This window comes from Acetobacterium bakii (assembly GCF_001263355.1).
GTDB lineage: Bacteria > Bacillota > Clostridia > Eubacteriales > Eubacteriaceae > Acetobacterium > Acetobacterium bakii.
In genome coordinates, this window is record NZ_LGYO01000006.1 from 40,087 (window position 1) to 57,752 (window position 17,666).

Below are 17,666 nucleotides of genomic sequence, written 5' to 3' on the forward strand. Positions count from 1 at the left end.
TAAGATGAATATGTTATGATAATATATTATACACTAAAGATAAGATTATGTGTCAATGGATAAAATTTTTTAGAAAGATTGTTTCTGTAATTCTTAAGAAATAAATGAGGATCCCCCATGGACGAAAGCATGAAAAGACATATGCTGGCCCAGGCCATACTGGCGCTTGAAACCGAAGAAGAATTTAATATGCTTTTGGAAGATATCTGTACCATTAAAGAAGTTGAGGATATGGCCCACCGTTTTGAAATTGCTTTTTTATTATCCCAGGGGAAAACCTTCATTGATGTGGAAAAAACGACCGGGGCAAGCTCTGCCACCATCAGTCGTGTGAACCGTTGCTTAAAGCATGGTAAGGGTTATCGCTACATTATTGAAAAGATGAAAAAGAACGATACATTGAAGTAATCAAATCTTAAATTAAAATTAAAAGGAGTTGAGTGTAGTGACGAAAGCTGTAAAGAAGTCAAGAAAATTGGACAACGTTTGTTATGATATTAGGGGACCGGTGGTTGAAGAGGCGGCTCGCATGGAAAGCCAGGGCATTGACATTATTATGCTCAACACGGGAAATACCGCGCCCTTTAATTTAAATGCCCCAGACGAGATTATCCACGATATAAAATACAATATGATTAGCGCCGAAGGGTACTGCAATTCCCAGGGGATTTTTTCGGCCCGTAAAGCCGTGGTCCAGCATTATCAGGTCAAAGGACTGATGGACCTCCATGTGGAGGATGTTTTTTTAGGCAATGGTGTCAGTGAACTGATTCTCTTCTGTATGCAGGCTCTTTTGGATAACGGCGATGAAATTTTAGTGCCGGCTCCAGACTATCCTTTATGGTCTGCGGCTGTTAATTTATCCGGAGGAACCGCAGTTTACTATACCTGTGATGAACAGGCTGATTGGTGTCCGGATCTTGAGGACATGAAAAGCAAGATTACCCCAAAGACAAAAGGAATTGTGGTTATTAATCCCAACAACCCCACTGGGGCACTTTATCCCCGGGAAATTTTAGAGGGCATTGTTAAACTGGCAGTTGAAAATGATCTGATTATTTTTGCGGATGAAATTTACGATCGTATTTTATATGATGATGCCGTTCATATACCTATGGCAACCCTCACCGATGAAGTGCTGGTGGTTACCCTCAATGGCTTATCTAAATCCCATCGCATTCCCGGTTTTCGGGTCGGCTGGATGATTTTAACCGGCAACAAGGAAGGCGCCAAAGATTACATTGAAGGCATAAAAATGCTGTCGAACATGCGGATGTGTTCCAATGTCCCGGGACAACACGCCATCCAGACATCGCTGGGGGGCTATCAGAGCATAAATGATCTGCTTAAGCCCGGCGGACGACTGTATGAACAGCGAGAGATTGTCTGCGACCGGGTTAATGCCATTCCCGGTTTATCCTGTGTCAAACCAAAAGCCGGATTTTATGTCTTTCCTAAAATTGATATTGCCCGGTTTAATATTACCAGTGATGTTCAGTTTGCCCTGGATTTCTTAAAGGAAGAGCATGTCCTCATGGTTCAGGGAACCGGCTTTAACTGGCCTGATCCCGACCATTTCAGGATCGTTTTTCTGCCCCACCCCGAAGATTTAATCAAAACCATGGATCGATTGGAACGTTTTATGTCAACCTATCGTCAAAAATAATTAAGAATAAAAGAGAACGGAAAATAATATGAAAAAACGTTTAATGAGAAACCCCGGTAAGGGGATTATAGCAGGAGTCTGTGCGGGCTTAGGAGAGTATTTCAATCTTTCCCCCTGGATTTTCAGGGCTTTGTTTGTGGTGCCGGTGCTTCCTTTTGTGCTAACCTTTAGCGCTGGCGTTGTGAGCATCGTCTTATATGTGGTGCTGGCAATTTTCCTTCCCGATAAAAAGCGCATCGAAGAAAATGAGGTCGTTGAAGTGGATTATGAAATCATCGAGGACGATGAAGAACCGGATGTTGAAACAAAGGAAGATGAAGGAGCGGATGATGATGCAGAGCCTGTTGAAGAGGCCAAAGAAAAGGAACAAGTCTGATGTTTTCAGTTGCGGTGAAAACAAAGTCCAGCCAGGAAACCTTTGCTTTTGCCAAAAGGTTGGGAGGGAAATTGAATTTCCCGCTGGTTGTCTTTCTCCATGGTTCCATGGGTATGGGCAAAACCGTTTTTTCCAAGGGTTTTGTTGAAGGACTGGGTCTTGAGGATGAAGTCACCAGCCCAACCTATACCATTGTGAACGAATATGGCAATCCGCCCCGGGTTTTTCACTTTGATCTCTATCGTCTCCGGGATGAAAATGAACTCTATGAAATGGGCTTTGAAGATTATCTCAATCAGGGTGCCACATTGCTTTTGGAATGGCCGGCACTGGCACTGGATTATCTCCTGGAACCGAGGCTTGAGATCACCCTTTCAGCGGATATGAACACACCGGATGAAAGAGAAATTATGCTGGCGACGAATCATCCTGAAATAATGCATATCTTAAAAAAAATCTAAGGCGGTAAATCATGGAAAGACTGTTTACCAGTGTCATTATCCCGGCGGCGGGACAGGGGCGGCGGATGAATGCATCAATTAACAAACAATATCTGACACTGAGCGGAAAACCAATTTTAGCCCATACCCTGGATGTTTTTGAGCGATGTCCCCTGATTAATGAGATAATTCTGGTGGTGAATAAGGAAGAATTTCGGATCTGCCAACAGCAGGTGCTTAAGCTTTATCATTATAAAAAGGTTCATTTGGTAGAAGGCGGGGACACCCGGCAGGAGTCGGTTTACCAGGGACTGAAAGCCGTGAACCCCCGGGCCGATATTGTCATGACCCATGACGGTGCCCGGCCGATTATCCAGGAATCCGTGATTATTGAAAGCATTTACGAAACCATGAAACATCAGGCCACGGTGGTGGGGGTTCCCGCAAAGAATACCATTAAGGTTATTAACGTCGATGGCTTTGTGGAGCACACCCCTGACCGGGATTACCTGGTGGAGATTCAAACCCCTCAGACCTTTGCATTCAAGTTGCTCCGGGAGGCTCATGAAAGTGCCCGGAAAGAAGGCATTGAGGGAACTGATGATGCCTTTCTGGTAGAACGCTTGGGCCATCCGGTTAAGATTGTGACCGGGCATTACACTAACATTAAAATCACCACTCCGGAAGACTTGATCATTGCAGAATCGATCATCAAACGCTTTGATAAAAACGACAAGCGGGGAAAGAAAAATTAAAAGATAATTAAATAAATCAAAGAATGAAGCATAAAGAGTGGATTAATTGCATTGTTTTTGCTTCATTCTTTATTTATTGTGTATAAAAAGATATAATGGTTTAGGTGTCTACACCATCCATGATAGCATAATGAAATGTGGAGGAAACGATGATTGAATTATCAGAAGAAATTCTATTAAGAATGTATTATAAAATGAATCAGGCCCGTTTTTTCGAAGAAAAAGTGGATTATCTTTTTTCAAAAGGACTTGTTCACGGAACCGCACATCTATCCATCGGCCAGGAAGCCAGTGGCGTGATTTCCTGTTTGGCACTGGAAAAAGGGGATCTGGTATCCATGACCCATCGGGGCCACGCCCAGGCCATTGGTTTTGGTTTGGATGTCAATCTGATGATGGCGGAATTCATGGGAAGGGCCAGGGGATACTGCAAAGGCAAAGGTGGGTCGATGCATATTGCCGATGTGCAAAATGGCAATATTGGTGCCAACGGCGTGGTCGGTGGTGGTTTTAATCTTTCCTGTGGTGCGGCGCTTACCCAAAAATATAAAAAAACCGGAAAAGTTGTTTTGTGCTTTGCCGGAGATGGGGCTACCAATCAGGGAAGTTTTCACGAGTCGTTAAATTTAGCTGCGGTTTGGAATCTACCCATTGTTTTTTTAATTGAAAACAATCTTTATGGTATGTCCTCACCGATTTCAAAGAATATGAACATTGAAAATATTTCAGAACGCAGCGGATCATACGATATTCCCGGACTGACCATTGACGGAAATGATCCCATTGAAGTTTACAATACGGTGTTAAAGGCCCTGCGTTATGCCCGGGCAGGACGAGGACCGGTGCTGGTTGAAGCCAAAACCTACCGTTACAATGGCCATTCCAAAGGCGATGCCCAGGTTTACCGCAATGAAGAAGAAATTGCCGAGTGGCGTGAAAAGGATCCGATCCTGAGACTGAAAAAATATCTCCAGGAAAACCGCGTCTTTACGGATAAGCAAATCCAGACCATGGCCAATGAAGCCCATAAGTCCATTGAAACGGCGTTGAAATTTGCAATGGAAAGTCCGGAACCAGAAATAACATCGGTTTTAGAGGATGTATACGCATGAGAGGCAGAGAATGAATACTAGCGAAATGAAAAAAATGACTTATAGAGACGCTATTCGATTGGGAATGACCGAAGAAATGCGCCGTGATGATAACGTCATTTTTATGGGTGAAGATATCGGGATCTATGGCGGGGCATTTGGAGTATCCCATGGCATGATCGATGAATTTGGGGAAGAGCGGATTTTGGATACTCCGATTTCCGAGGCTACCATTGTGGGAACTGCGGTTGGCGCAGCGGCCACTGGTCTGAGGCCCATTTGTGAAATCATGTTTATGGATTTTGTCACCTTCGCCATGGATGCCCTGGTGAATCAGGGGGCAAAAATGCGTTATATGTTCGGCGGACAGTCCCAGGTGCCGATGGTACTGCGTTTGCCTGCCGGATCAGGAACCGGAGCAGCAGCCCAGCACAGTCAGAGCCTTGAAGCCTGGCTGTGTCATATACCGGGATTAAAGGTCGTCACCCCATCAACCCCGGCCCAGGCCAAAGGTCTGATAAAAGCCGCCATCCGGGACAATAATCCGGTGTGCTTTATTGAGCATAAACTGTTATATAAAATCGATGATCTGGTGCCTTTGGATGAAGAGTTTATCATCGAAATCGGAAAAACCTTAACTGAGCGACAAGGGAAAGATATCACCATTGTGACCTACGGAAGTCTTTTATTAAAAGCCATGGAAGCTGCGGCTTTTTTGGCAGAGGAAGGGATTGAGGTTGAAATTCTGAATCCGGCGACGCTTTACCCAATGGATATGAAACCCATTGTGGAGTCGGTTATCAAAACAGGACGGGTTATTGTTGCCCACGAGGCCGCTAAAACCGGAGGTCTGGGGGGGGAAATAGTAGCGCGTATTGTTGAAAGCGATGCGTTTGACTACCTTAACGCACCCATCATCCGACTGGCTGGGCTCGATGTACCGATTCCCTATAATAAAGAGCTCGAGGCTGCATGTGTCCCTCAAAAGATAGACTTTATCCGGGCGGTCCACCGTTTGATTGATTCCGAGCAGGGGTAAGAGGGATTATGGAAAATGAAATAATCGTACCAAAATTAGACATGAACCTGGGAACCCTGGAAGATCTTCGCCGGGAACGGGAAATCATCGAGGGATTGGGAAAAGTCCGCGCTACTCCGGCCGCCAGACGACTGGCAAAACAGCACCATATCATGCTTGAAAACATTCTCGGGACCGGACCGGCTGGCCGTGTTCAGGTTGAAGATGTGGAATCCCTGCTGGCACAAAAACAGGCACAAGAGCAAGCCCAAAGAAGGGAACCTGAACCAGTGATAATCGGCACGGAACTGGATGAAATCTCCGGGAATCCTGAAAATGCTCTGGTCAATCGCAAACCAAAAGGAAGTCTGTCCCAGCGGGTACCGGCTCTGGCAAAAATAAAATCCATGGTTGATGATATGGATCTGACTCCGCGACTGGATACCCGGGGGCCTGACGGTCGTGTGGTTCCAGGGGAACTTGGCTCAATCAAACGATTCCAGGAAAAGAAAGATGATTTTTCTAGCGATTACGGAGAGTACGTCAAAGTTCTGCCCAAACGCATGGAAGAAATACCTGAAATGCCCGAGGTCCTGGAGATCCCAGAGGTTCAAGAAGAATTACCAAAGATAATTCTCAATCCTGAATTGGATTTTGTTCCGTTTGTGGACGAATGCGACGAACCAACCCGGGCAGAAACTAAAGAAGAAGCTAAAGAAGAAACTAAAGAAGAAGCCATAGAAGAAGCTAAAGAAGAAATTACGGAAGACCTCAAAACCAGACTCACAGAGAAACGAAAAATAATTTCAGACCGGATGGTGAAGAGCAGCGTGGAGAATGTGGTAATTACTCTAACAACTGAAATAGACATGACCGAAATCAAAGAACTTCGGAAAAAAATAACAAAAAAAATAGAAGACCAGATTCAATACCGATGCACCTATACGGATTTCCTACTAATGGCCGTTTCAAAAGCCTTAATGAAGCATCCGGAAATCAACAGCAGTCTGATTGATAATGAAATCATCAACCACCCCTATGTTCATATGGGAATCGCAGTGGCCCAGGAAGAGGGACTCATTGTGCCGGTTATTAAAAATGCCCATGAACTGAGTTTTGTGGAAATGGTGAAAAATCGTGCGGAAACATTAAGATCCGTGAAAAACAAATTCGTTGTGTCCCAGGACCTTAAAGACAGTACCTTTACCATATCAAACCTGGGTATGTATGGGATTCTTGAATTCACGGCTATTATCAATCAGCCAAACAGTGCGATCCTCTGTATTGGCGAGGTGGTTCATCGGATGCGGCTGCATCAGGGGGAAGCCATGATGCGATCGGTGATGAAGATCAGCCTAAACCTCGATCATCGGGTGGCAGATGGATTAAAAGGTGCAAAATTTTTAAAGGATGTTAAGTCTGATATGGAAAATCCTTCCCTGTTATTGTTTTAAACACTCGAATCGGACAAATAGAAGAAAAGATAACGTTACCAAAAAAATAATCATTGTAACCATTAAGCAAGATATGTTAGACTTAAATACAAAATAAGATTACAGAATGTTAAGAAAGCAGATGAAAAGCAATGGCCAATTGTCTGCTTTTTTCGTACCATAACAAAAGTTAAGAATTGAAAGGAGTTACCAAGTTTGGAAAAAATATTAAAAGAAGGCATCACCTTCGATGATGTGTTATTGATCCCTGGAAAGTCAGAAGTTTTACCAGGTGATGTGAACACCAGCACCCGATTAACGAAGAAGATTGCATTGAATATCCCTATTATGAGCGCCGGCATGGATACAGTCACCGAAGGACGATTGGCAATTGCCATGGCCAGAGAAGGCGGCATCGGAATTATCCATAAAAATATGACCATCAAAGAGCAGGCATTTGAAATTGACAAGGTAAAACGCTCAGAAAATGGGGTCATTGTGGATCCCTTTTTTCTATCACCCGAACATTGTATCGGCGACGCCTTAGAGCTGATGTCCCGTTATCGTATTTCCGGGGTTCCGGTAACCGAAGATGGAAAATTGGTTGGGATCATCACCAACCGGGATCTGCGTTTTGAAAATGATCCAACCAAGAAAATTAAGGATGCCATGACCAAGGAAAATCTGGTCACCGCAGAAGAGGGCACAACTCTTGAAAAAGCCGAGGCCATTCTTAAAGAGCATAAGATTGAAAAGCTTCCCATTGTTGATGCCCATAACTATCTCAAGGGACTGATTACCATCAAAGATATTGAAAAAAGAATTAAATACCCCAATGCTGCCAAGGATTACCGCGGTCGCTTGATTGTCGGTGGTGCTGTCGGCATTACCAGCAATACCATGGAACGGGTGGACGCACTGGTTGAAGCTCAGGTGGATGTTATTGTGGTGGATACCGCCCATGGCCATTCCATTGGCGTGGTAAAAACTGTCAAAGCCATTAAAGAAAGATATCCGGATGTACAACTCATTATCGGAAACATTGCCACCGGTGCCGCCGCTAAGGATTTAATTGAAGCCGGCGCTGACGCTCTTAAAGTCGGTATTGGTCCTGGTTCCATTTGTACCACCCGTGTGGTTGCAGGAATTGGGGTGCCCCAGATCACTGCGATTATGGACGTGGTTGAAGTTGCCAAAGAATACGATATTCCTGTTATTGCCGATGGCGGGATCAAATACTCAGGCGACGTGGTAAAAGCCATCGGCGCCGGAGCTGACGTGGTTATGATCGGTAGCCTTTTTGCAGGCACCGATGAAAGCCCTGGAGAAACTATTATTTATCAGGGTAGAAGTTTTAAAACTTATCGTGGGATGGGATCCCTGGGTGCCATGAAAGATGGTAGCTCAGACCGTTACTTCCAGGAAGGTCAGAAAAAACTGGTTCCTGAAGGCGTTGAAGGTAAGGTTCCTTACAAGGGATCATTGGCGGATACGGTCTATCAATTGGTTGGCGGACTTCGCTCAGGAATGGGCTACTGCGGAACACCAACCATTAAAGATTTACGGGAAAAATCTCAATTCGTGAAAATTACCAGTGCGGGACTGATTGAAAGTCATCCTCACGATATTTCCATCACCAAAGAATCACCAAACTACAACAGTGCACAATTTTAATGGGAGGCTCCATGATAAAAAAAAATTACGAAGATGAACTGATCCTCATTGTGGATTTTGGCGCGCAATACAATCAACTGATTGCCCGTAGGGTTCGCGAAGCACGGGTTTATTCAGAGGTCGTACCCTATGATATTACTCCGGATGAGATCCGCAAGAAAAATCCCAAAGGGATTATTTTCACCGGCGGACCTTCCAGCGTTCATGAACCCGGAGCACCCCAGTGTGACCCGGAAATTTATGAAATGGGTATTCCGATTTTAGGAATCTGTTACGGCGCTCAGCTGATGGCAGAGCAATTAAAGGGTTCCACCGATACCGCCGAAATCAGTGAATACGGCAAGAAAACCCTGGATTTTCAAACCGACAGTCTTTTGTTTGAAAATATTGTCAGCGGCTCAACCTGCTGGATGAGCCATACCAACTATATTGAGCGCATTCCCGAAGGTTTTACCATAACGGCAACCACTGAAACCTGTTCCAGTGCCGCCATGGAATGTGCAGAACGCAAGCTATATGCGGTTCAGTTTCATCCCGAAGTGGAGCATACCCAGTATGGTAAAGAGTATTTAAATAATTTTGTTTACAACGTTTGTGGCTGCGAAGGTCTTTGGACGATGGAAAATTTTGCCCAGGAACAAATTAAAGCTATTAAAGAACAGGTTGGGGATCGACGGGTGCTGTGTGCCTTAAGCGGCGGCGTGGATTCTTCAGTTGCGGCAACCCTGGTGCATCAGGCCATCGGCGACAAACTCACCTGTATCTTTGTGGACCACGGGCTGTTACGAAAAGATGAAGGCGATCAGGTTGAAGCGATTTTCAAAAATCGTTTTAAAATGAATTTCATCCGAGTGAACTGCGAAGACCGTTTCCTCAGTAAATTAGCAGGCGTCAGTGATCCGGAACAAAAACGTAAAATCATCGGCACCGAATTTATTCGGGTGTTTGAAGAAGAGTCAAGCAAACTCAATGACATCGATTTTCTTCTTCAAGGAACAATTTACCCTGACGTTATTGAAAGCGGTAACAAAAACGCCGCCGTCATAAAAAGTCATCATAATGTTGGCGGCCTTCCAGACGATGTGGATTTCGAGCTCATTGAGCCCCTGAGAAACCTCTTTAAGGATGAAGTCCGGGCTGTCGGCGAAGAAATTGGCCTGGCTCATGATTTAGTATGGCGTCAACCCTTCCCGGGACCAGGACTGGCTATTCGCATCATGGGTGACATTACCAAAGAAAAACTGGTGATCTTACAGGAAGCGGATTACGTTTTCCGTGACGAGATTGCCAAAGCCGGTTTGGATGAAGAAATCTGGCAATACTTTGCAGTACTCCCAGGCAACCGAAGCGTTGGAGTTATGGGGGATGAACGAACCTATGACTACACCATTGGCCTAAGAGCCGTTACCTCGGTTGACGGTATGACCTCTGATTGGGCCAGAATACCCTACGACGTGCTGGAAAAGATATCAACCCGAATTGTTAACGAGGTTAAGCATGTGAGCCGGATTGTTTACGACATCACCAGCAAGCCCCCTTCAACGATTGAGTGGGAGTAATTAAAATGAAAATTAGCAAAGAAGATAAAATCAGAATAATAATTGACGCTTTAGATGATGTACTAACAATTCCAAATCAAAAGGAAGATGAACTTAAAGACGTGTTAAGAAATGCATTAAGAACCATCGAAGAAAAAGAAAACGAATAGATTTTAAAATTTATAAAACCTCAAGAATCCATGTTCAATTGGATTCCTGAGTTTTTTTTTTGATGGGTAGCTTAGTGAAATCGATCCCTTAAGAGATTAATTTTATGTGAAGCGTTACAATATTAAGCTTATGCCTCGTTGTTCTCAAAATTATTTCGGTAGGGCAGGTAATCTATAAAACGTTTGACTGCGAGGGATGCGGATTTCCTATCTTTCATTGCTAGGCCAATCCTGCGATAGGCCGGTATTTCCAGTTCCTTTATGATGATCTGATAGGGTAACCTTTGCAAAATAAGTTCAGGCAGAATACTGATGCCCAGTCCGCTTTCTACCATTGACATAATGGCATAATCATCCCAGGTTGTAAAATGAGTCAGTGGTTCCAAATTGTGTCGCTCAAATATTTCAGATATTTCCGCTTTTGCTCCCTTTTCCAGGAGCATAAACGGGTCATTGCACAACGCATCGATAGGAAAGCGTTCACAATCGGCTAACGGGTGGTTTTCCGGCAAAATCACAAGCAGTCGATCCTGTTCCAAAAATATTGTTTCCAGTTCAGGAGTGGTGGGAAGCCGAAGAAATCCGCAGTCCACCCTCCCCTCCAGGATCCAGCTTTCGATTTCCGTATAGTCGCCAAGTAAAAGCTCATAGGCGATGTTTGGATGTTTTTTTTGAAAGGCTTTAATGATATTTGGAAGCCAGTGAGTAGCAACGCTGGAAAAGGTTCCAATCCGAATCAAACCAGATTGAAGTCCATGTAGTTCGTCAATTTGCATATGTAATTTTTCGTATTCTAAACATAGGCGTTTTGCATAAGGAAGGAGTTTGAGCCCATCCGAAGTTAGACGTACTCCGGAATGATTGCGCTCAAGGAGAGTGATTTTCCATTCAGTTTCTAAGTCGTTAATCATACGGCTGATACCTGACTGTGAATAGTCCAATAATTTTGCTGCCTTTGTAAAGCTCCCGCATTCAACTGTTTTGACAAATGCTATATATTTTTGAATATTCATGATTAGGTTGCCTCCGAACATCTGATTTTATCATAAGTGGTATGAGAAAGATTCACTTTTGTAATGTTTATGACAATGATATACTATCAATCATAAAGTATCAAGTTTGAAAGAAAAATTATTTAATAAACAGAGAATTATGAGGAGGAGTATAAAAACAAAAATGAGTAAAAATTATACAAAATATATAGCGGCATTGTTGCTTTTTGGAACAAACGGAATCATCGCAAGCTTTATTTTACTGAACAGCTACGAAATAGTTTTTCTGAGAACGCTGATTGGCGGTCTATTTCTATTGGCTGTTTTCGTTATCACAAAGGGAAAGTTTCAGGGGCTGAAAAACAAAAAGCATCTGGTTTATCTGCTTGCCTCAGGTGCTGCAATGGGCGCAAGCTGGATGTTTTTATATGAAGCATATAAGGAAATAGGGGTCAGTATGGCAACCCTTGCATATTATTGCGGCCCGGTCATCGTGATGGCTCTTGCACCGTTGATCTTCAAAGAAAAAATAGTGACCGCAAAAATAATAGGATTTCTGGCGGTTCTTGTAGGAATGTTCCTGGTTAACCGTGATGCCGTGATGCATAGCGGATTTTCCTGGGGATTGTTTTGTGGATTAATGGCAGCGGTGATGTATGCCTTTATGGTAATTTTCAACAAAATGGCGGTTAGCATCACAGGTCTCGAAAACGCCGTGTGGCAGCTTGGGGCAAGCTTTATAACCGTTGCCATTTTCACAGTGATCAAGCAGGGTGTTGTTATCCCGGTTACTTCTGAAAATGTGTTGCCCATCTTACTCTTGGGGATTGTCAACACAGGGATTGGCTGTTATCTTTATTTCTCTTCTATTCAGCAGTTTCCGGCACAGTCGGTTGCCATTTGGGGCTATCTTGAACCGCTTTCGGCATTGGTTTTTTCCGCGATTTTTTTGCAGGAATACCTAACAACTATCCAGCTCCTGGGAGCGATGCTGATTTTAGGCGGTGCCGCATTTGGCGATTGTTTTGGACGCAAGTCGTTACCCCGATTATTTTAAAATCCATTCATCCGGCAGGGACTGGATTTCGGAAAATAAGATATTTAGAAAATCAACCTCGGTTTTTTCATCCCGGTCAGGGGCGGGCTCAGATTTCATGTTGTGGCCTTCAGCTAAAAATGCATCAATCTCAAATTGAGATAGAACAGAATACTGTTTTTTAAATATTATTTTGCCCTTTGAAATAAAGAAGAGTTTTTCTCCGGCCGGAACGGGTATTTTCAAAAGGAGATCTTTGGTTATCAGGGTTTTGTAGTCGTAGAGAACATGACTGATATAGGTCAGGCTTTTGATAAGATCGCGGTAGATGGTTGCTCTTTCATAATTGTATTGGGTAGCCTCGTTATTCATGCGGCACTTCAATTCATCGATCAAACTCTGCATGCTGGTTTCTTCTGAAAATACGTTCATCAAGGTTGCTCTGTTTTTTATAAAATCGGCAGCACTCATGGTCACGGGCAGGGTATGATAGTTGAATTCCCAGCGGATGTTGTTTTGTACCATCGGAAATAAGTGGGTGACAGTATCCATAAATGATTGAATGAATTGTTTTCCCCGAAAAGGCCCAAAGCTGTCCCCTTGACGTTCCTGAACAATTGACAATACCCGGTACTGGCTGAAATCGCCGACTTTCAGATACATATATTTTCTGTCATTTTTCATCTGGGAATTAAAAATCGGCTTCAGCTTTTTAATCAACTGACATTCCAAAAGTTGGGCTTCCAAATGGGTATCCGTAACAAGATAGTCGATATCGTCAATAAAAAAGACCATTTTTTCGACCTTTGATTGCTTTGGGGCTTTGCTGAAATAGGATTTCACCCGTGTTTTCAGGCACTTGCTTTTTCCGATATAAATAATGTTGCCGCTTGCATCAAGCATTTTATAAATGCCGGGTAGTGCGGGGATTTGGTTCAGCTTTTTCTGTATCTTATTCATTTTTTTCCATATCTTTTTTCTTCAGATTTATCTACGCAAAAGCATTTGCTGATACAGGATCACAACAACGAATGCACAAGCCTTGATTGGTTTAGATTATTATAACAAAAGATTGGTTTAGACAACCTTTAACAAAAGGCCTTTACTGGATTTACTTGAAAACCTTTTTTGTGCTATACTTACCATGAGAAAACAAGTAAAGTTTACGGAAACAATTGAAAAATTCACATAAAAAATATAAATTGTAGAGGAGAAAAACGAGATGTATGAGTATTATTATAAAACACAAGATTATGGTACCTGCCTAACGGAATGTGATGGAGAGGGGGAAGAAGCCATCCTTCCAGCCGATAAAAACATACTTATTGTTGGGGATGGTGTATTTAAAGGGCACAAAGAATTGGTACATGTGGAATTACCAGATACCATCAGAGATATCGGCGGCTTTGTTTTTGATGGCTGTGAAAACCTAAAAAAAATAAAACTGCCTTCAAATCTCAAGGATTTTTGGCAATACGCCATGACCAGATGCGGCATTGAAGAAATTGAAATTCCGGGAAGTGTGGAACAGATCGTTTCCTTTGTATTTAACCAATGCAATCAGCTGACGACGGTCCGACTCAATGAGGGGACTCAAAAAATATTTGCCTGGGCATTTAAGGACTGTGTTAACTTAACTGACGTCTATCTGCCTGAAACCATGAAAGAAATCAGTGATAAAGCCTTTGAAGGTTGTCCGAATGTAGTGCTGCATAAAATTAATGCTGATAGCAATGTTTAAAAATGAATCTGATAAAAGATTTTAATATTCAAGAAGATGATGTGGTTACCATTACCGGCGGTGGCGGAAAAACATCGCTAATGTTTGCCATTGGTAAGGAATTATCAGCGAAAGAAATGACCCATGTACTGACGACGACAGCAAAAATATGTATTGCGGATGTACCAAAGAATCAGTGTATGATCAGCAAAGATATTGAAGCCGTCCTCAATCAAATTAAGAAAGATCCCAAAAGAGAATGGATCATTGGTAAAGAAATTGTCGCAGGCATGAAAATCTCTGGATTTTCAGATAATGAGCTGGATTATTTAAAAGATACACTGGGTTCTTTAGTTATTCTCAATGAAGGTGACGGGTCAAAAAGAAAGCCATACAAATTTTACAATGACTATGAGCCCATAATTCCAAAATTGACAACCAAAATCATTCATGTCATTGGTGCTGAGGTTTTGTTCCAAAAAATCGATGAGGCATTTTTTCATCGATCTGAATTATATGGAGATACCGAAGCAATTTTTGACGAAGGCGTATTCAAAAAAGTCATGGAAAATTTCATAGAAAATAAGTTGGATACAATGCTGGAAAAAACCACACCACGTATTCTGTTCATTAATAAAGCTGATGGAGATCATTTGGAAAATGCCAAGACCATGGGAGAAATTGGGAGATTGCTCTTTGACCAATGCTTTATCGGCTCATTAAAAGAAGAATGGGTAAAAAGATGTTAGCTGGATGGAGCTAAGAAAGGAAAAATATGGATATTTTACAAGAACAGCTGAAGGCCCAAAAAGACGGGCTTTCCTACGCTGTCTTAACAGTGGTGGAAACAGAAGGAACCTCCCCATGCAAGGTTGGGAAGAAGATTCTGTTGCTTGAAAATGGAACAACGTTGGGAACAATCGGCGGCGGACAATTTGAACGTGAGGCAGTGGAAGAGGCCAAACAGGCCATCAAAGACAGAAGAAGTTATCTTAAGCGATACGAACACATCCCTACCTATGAGGCTACTGGACTGGGCTGTACGTTTAGTGTGAATTTATTTGTAGAAGTCGTTAATCCCGGATTGCAGTTAGTTGTTTGTAATGCCGGCCATGTCGGCAGTGCGGTTTTGCGTATGGCAAAACTCCTTCATTTTGAGACAATCCTGCTTGATACCCGTCCACCGGAACAAATTCCGGATCAGATCGAATTGGCAGATCGTTTTATTTCATGTGAAATATTTGAAAATGGCATTTTAGAAGCTGAAATACCAGACGGAGCTTTTTATGTATGTTGCGCTTCAACTCATACCCAGGATAAATCAGCGCTCAAGGGAGCACTGCAAAGGAAATTCGCCTATGTGGGGATGCTTGGCAGTGTTAAAAAAACCAGAGAAATGTATAAACAACTTGAAGACGAAGGCATCAGCAGAGCGTTGCTTGATCAGGTTCACGCCCCAGTTGGATTGGATATCTGTGATATGTCGCCGGAAGAAGTTGGTTTTTCGATTCTGGCAGAAATATTGATGACAAAAAATGACGGTACCGGCATGCCTTGCAAAGAAAAGAAAATGATGACAGTTTGACACTTGAAGGCGAAACAATCAATTTTTGTTATGACTAATGAGTGCAGACAGAGAGCGAAACTTAAAGAGCTGCACATTCAGACGGGTATCCCAGGATACCCGTCTGAATGTCGTCAACTATTGATGGCTGTTTAATTTTTTACACCGGCTTTTCTGATAAGAAGCCAGCTTGACCCGTTGATGAGGATGCTTAGTATTAAAAGTGAAAATATGCCAATGTAAGGGTTCTGGGCTGAAACACCCATGATGATATCTAAAAACCTGAGCAAGACTTCAGAAATCTGGACAGAGATGATTCCTGAATGGTATAACAGGGTATTGGCGAGGGGTAAAATAACAAAGACAATGATATAAAAGCCAACTATATAGCTGATCTTTTGTTTTTTATTCATTTGGTAGAATACCGTCGTGATCAGATAGCCAATGGAAAAACAAACAATAAATACAGCCAGGTAAAACAAAAAGCTTTCTAAGTACATCCAGGCCTCATTTGAATGGCCGGCATAGCGCTGTGCATACAGCTCTTCCAGAATGCTTTCGTACACAATTGTTCCGGATAAAGACGCCAGCAGCTTCCCAACCAGTGAAACAATTTGATTAATCAGGGCCATTCCCGTTGATAAGGTTAAAATAACAAAAATACGATTGATGAATAGTGACTTTCGGGATATCCCATTTTGAAGAGCCATTTTGAAGTTACCTTTAAAAGCATTCAGTCCACAGACAAAGAGAAAAACGGCGGGTGCTAAATCGATGCCGCTGACTTGAATGGGAACCTCATATTGTATTCCGGTCAATCCGGTCAGGGCATTGATCCCAAATACAACCGCCAGAATGGCAGCAATAACGGCATAAAAAATAAGAAATGAATTTCTATGTTCGGCTAGCTGATATTTATAAATTGCGCTTAATTTCATTTTTCTATTCCTCGTTTGTAAGTTTAATAAAGAACCTTTGGAGGTCGAGTCCGGTTATTTCAAGGCCCAAGGGAACGATGTCTTTGTCAATGTTTCCCATGACCGTTGCTGTTTTCAAACCACCCAGGGTATCAGTCGCGATAACCACTTTTTCCAGGATAAAAGCATCAATCTGCTGGGCGGTTCCGGATACGGTATAACCGCTGCTAAGTAAGCTTTCACAGGAATCGTTGATCAGGATTTCACCGTTTTTGATAATCATGACATGCTCAAGAATCGTTGCCACTTCTTCAATCAAATGGGTTGATATAATGGCGGTAAATGAAGCATCACTGTATTTTTCAATCAGCATTTTATAAAACATTTCGCGGTGATTTGCATCCAGCCCCAATACCGGCTCGTCAAACAAAACATAGGGTGTATTAACGGATAAAGCGATCACAATTTTGAAAATAGATGAAAATCCCGTCGAAAGGGTGCGGATCTTTTTATGAAGGCCCAAACCGAATTGATTCGATATTTTCGTTGCATACTCCAAATCAAAATTCGGGTAAAACAGCTTGCTCCATTTAAAGACCTCTTGGCAAGTCATACTCTTTGGATATAAATTTTTTTCCGACATCATATAAACTTTTTTCTGGGCCACATCATTTTCGGTGCCAATCAATCCTTCAATTGTTACTGTTCCGTCATCGGGAAAGAGACGGTTGGTAATGATGTTTAACAGAGTCGATTTTCCAGCACCGTTTCGTCCTAATAATCCGTAGATTTTATTGGGTTCGAAGTTTAGCGACACCTGGTTGAGGGCCAGGGTGTCACCAAAATTTTTCGAAACATTGTTTACTTCAATTCCATTCATTCCTTATAACCTCTTTCTATCATTCCGAGTATTTCTTCACTGGTAATTTCTAATTTTTTTGCTTCGGCCACGAGCTTTTTAATATAGTGTTCAAAAAATGATCTCTTGCGTTTAGCTCTTAGTTTGGAGACCGATCCCGGTGCAACGAACATGCCGACACCGCGCTTTTTAAAAATGATTCCCTCGTCGACCAATAATGAGATTCCTTTAAGAGCAGTTGCTGGATTGATCTTATAATTCACCGACAATTCAGTGATTGATGGAATCTGCCCATTTTCAGCAAAACCGCCGGTTAAAATGCCATCTTCAATGCCTTCGGCAATTTGGATGAAAATGGGGCGTTCATCTTCAAAATTTATTTGCAAAGGGCTACCCCCTTTCTGTTAATCTCTTAGT

20 protein-coding genes are annotated in these 17,666 nt (G+C 42.6%); 15 read left to right on the plus strand and 5 right to left on the minus strand.

From position 1 onward, the window contains the following. The first annotated feature begins 117 nt into the window (after positions 1 to 117). From AKG39_RS01950 to AKG39_RS19945, 11 genes are all read left to right on the plus strand, one after another. Complete coding sequence (locus AKG39_RS01950; RefSeq protein WP_050738676.1) at positions 118 to 408, plus strand: YerC/YecD family TrpR-related protein; 291 nt, start codon at positions 118 to 120, stop codon at positions 406 to 408. A gap of 37 nt (positions 409 to 445) precedes the next feature. Then, positions 446 to 1,666 (plus strand): pyridoxal phosphate-dependent aminotransferase, encoded by a 1,221-nt coding sequence (locus AKG39_RS01955; protein ID WP_050738677.1) that lies wholly within the window; start codon positions 446 to 448, stop codon positions 1,664 to 1,666. A gap of 28 nt (positions 1,667 to 1,694) precedes the next feature. Further along, the gene (locus AKG39_RS01960; protein WP_083439370.1) at positions 1,695 to 2,042 is read left to right on the plus strand and encodes a PspC domain-containing protein; all 348 of its coding nucleotides are present in this window, start codon (positions 1,695 to 1,697) and stop codon (positions 2,040 to 2,042) included. After that, positions 2,042 to 2,503: a tRNA (adenosine(37)-N6)-threonylcarbamoyltransferase complex ATPase subunit type 1 TsaE gene (tsaE, locus tag AKG39_RS01965; protein WP_050738678.1), complete on the plus strand. Its 462-nt coding sequence runs from the start codon at positions 2,042 to 2,044 to the stop codon at positions 2,501 to 2,503. Before AKG39_RS01960 ends, tsaE begins: the two co-directional genes overlap by 1 nt. An 11-nt stretch (positions 2,504 to 2,514) precedes the next feature. Then, positions 2,515 to 3,237, plus strand: coding sequence for a 2-C-methyl-D-erythritol 4-phosphate cytidylyltransferase (ispD, locus tag AKG39_RS01970; RefSeq protein ID WP_050738679.1), 723 nt, complete (start codon positions 2,515 to 2,517; stop codon positions 3,235 to 3,237). A gap of 149 nt (positions 3,238 to 3,386) precedes the next feature. After that, the gene (locus AKG39_RS01975; RefSeq protein WP_083439371.1) at positions 3,387 to 4,349 is read left to right on the plus strand and encodes a thiamine pyrophosphate-dependent dehydrogenase E1 component subunit alpha; all 963 of its coding nucleotides are present in this window, start codon (positions 3,387 to 3,389) and stop codon (positions 4,347 to 4,349) included. Positions 4,350 to 4,359: 10 nt separating this feature from the next. After that, positions 4,360 to 5,367 (plus strand): alpha-ketoacid dehydrogenase subunit beta, encoded by a 1,008-nt coding sequence (locus tag AKG39_RS01980; protein WP_050738680.1) that lies wholly within the window; start codon positions 4,360 to 4,362, stop codon positions 5,365 to 5,367. 8 nt (positions 5,368 to 5,375) lie between these two features. After that, a complete protein-coding gene (locus AKG39_RS19940; protein WP_050738681.1) occupies positions 5,376 to 6,800 on the plus strand; it encodes a 2-oxo acid dehydrogenase subunit E2 in 1,425 nt (474 codons plus the stop codon). A 195-nt stretch (positions 6,801 to 6,995) separates the two neighbouring features. Then, positions 6,996 to 8,453: an IMP dehydrogenase gene (guaB, locus tag AKG39_RS01990; protein ID WP_050738682.1), complete on the plus strand. Its 1,458-nt coding sequence runs from the start codon at positions 6,996 to 6,998 to the stop codon at positions 8,451 to 8,453. 11 nt (positions 8,454 to 8,464) lie between these two features. Continuing rightward, positions 8,465 to 10,012: a glutamine-hydrolyzing GMP synthase gene (gene guaA / locus AKG39_RS01995; RefSeq protein WP_050738683.1), complete on the plus strand. Its 1,548-nt coding sequence runs from the start codon at positions 8,465 to 8,467 to the stop codon at positions 10,010 to 10,012. 5 nt (positions 10,013 to 10,017) lie between these two features. After that, positions 10,018 to 10,161, plus strand: coding sequence for a hypothetical protein (locus AKG39_RS19945; protein ID WP_160316133.1), 144 nt, complete (start codon positions 10,018 to 10,020; stop codon positions 10,159 to 10,161). Positions 10,162 to 10,289: 128 nt separating this feature from the next. On the opposite strand, the gene AKG39_RS02000 is transcribed toward AKG39_RS19945, so the two are convergent. Beyond that, the gene (locus tag AKG39_RS02000) at positions 10,290 to 11,174 is read right to left on the minus strand and encodes a LysR family transcriptional regulator (protein WP_201780235.1); all 885 of its coding nucleotides are present in this window, start codon (positions 11,172 to 11,174) and stop codon (positions 10,290 to 10,292) included. 163 nt (positions 11,175 to 11,337) lie between these two features. Between AKG39_RS02000 and AKG39_RS02005 the strand changes: the two genes are divergently transcribed. Then, positions 11,338 to 12,210, plus strand: a complete 873-nt coding sequence (locus AKG39_RS02005; protein ID WP_050738685.1) for a DMT family transporter — start codon at positions 11,338 to 11,340, stop codon at positions 12,208 to 12,210. Here AKG39_RS02005 and AKG39_RS02010 read toward each other — a convergent pair. Further along, on the minus strand, positions 12,202 to 13,149 hold the full coding sequence (locus AKG39_RS02010; protein ID WP_050738686.1) for a GIY-YIG nuclease family protein: 948 nt from the start codon (positions 13,147 to 13,149) through the stop codon (positions 12,202 to 12,204). The genes AKG39_RS02005 and AKG39_RS02010 overlap by 9 nt on opposite strands. Before the next feature lie 262 nt (positions 13,150 to 13,411). On the opposite strand from AKG39_RS02010, the gene AKG39_RS02015 reads away from it, so the two are divergent. Genes AKG39_RS02015 through AKG39_RS02025 form a run of 3 tightly spaced genes read left to right on the plus strand, consistent with a single transcriptional unit; the run spans position 13,412 to position 15,494 of the window. Beyond that, positions 13,412 to 13,930, plus strand: coding sequence for a leucine-rich repeat domain-containing protein (locus AKG39_RS02015; RefSeq protein ID WP_050738687.1), 519 nt, complete (start codon positions 13,412 to 13,414; stop codon positions 13,928 to 13,930). A 2-nt stretch (positions 13,931 to 13,932) separates the two neighbouring features. Beyond that, positions 13,933 to 14,658 (plus strand): selenium cofactor biosynthesis protein YqeC, encoded by a 726-nt coding sequence (gene yqeC / locus AKG39_RS02020; RefSeq protein ID WP_050738688.1) that lies wholly within the window; start codon positions 13,933 to 13,935, stop codon positions 14,656 to 14,658. A 26-nt stretch (positions 14,659 to 14,684) separates the two neighbouring features. Beyond that, on the plus strand, positions 14,685 to 15,494 hold the full coding sequence (locus tag AKG39_RS02025; RefSeq protein WP_050738689.1) for an XdhC family protein: 810 nt from the start codon (positions 14,685 to 14,687) through the stop codon (positions 15,492 to 15,494). Positions 15,495 to 15,625: 131 nt separating this feature from the next. On the opposite strand, the gene AKG39_RS02030 is transcribed toward AKG39_RS02025, so the two are convergent. From AKG39_RS02030 to AKG39_RS02040, 3 genes are read right to left on the minus strand one after another with little or no spacing between them, the layout of a single operon-like run. Continuing rightward, the gene (locus AKG39_RS02030) at positions 15,626 to 16,411 is read right to left on the minus strand and encodes a hypothetical protein (protein ID WP_050738690.1); all 786 of its coding nucleotides are present in this window, start codon (positions 16,409 to 16,411) and stop codon (positions 15,626 to 15,628) included. 4 nt (positions 16,412 to 16,415) lie between these two features. Next, positions 16,416 to 17,270 (minus strand): ATP-binding cassette domain-containing protein, encoded by an 855-nt coding sequence (locus AKG39_RS02035; protein WP_050738691.1) that lies wholly within the window; start codon positions 17,268 to 17,270, stop codon positions 16,416 to 16,418. Beyond that, on the minus strand, positions 17,267 to 17,635 hold the full coding sequence (locus tag AKG39_RS02040) for a GntR family transcriptional regulator (protein ID WP_050738692.1): 369 nt from the start codon (positions 17,633 to 17,635) through the stop codon (positions 17,267 to 17,269). Before AKG39_RS02040 ends, AKG39_RS02035 begins: the two co-directional genes overlap by 4 nt. Between the last annotated feature and the right edge of the window lie 31 nt (positions 17,636 to 17,666).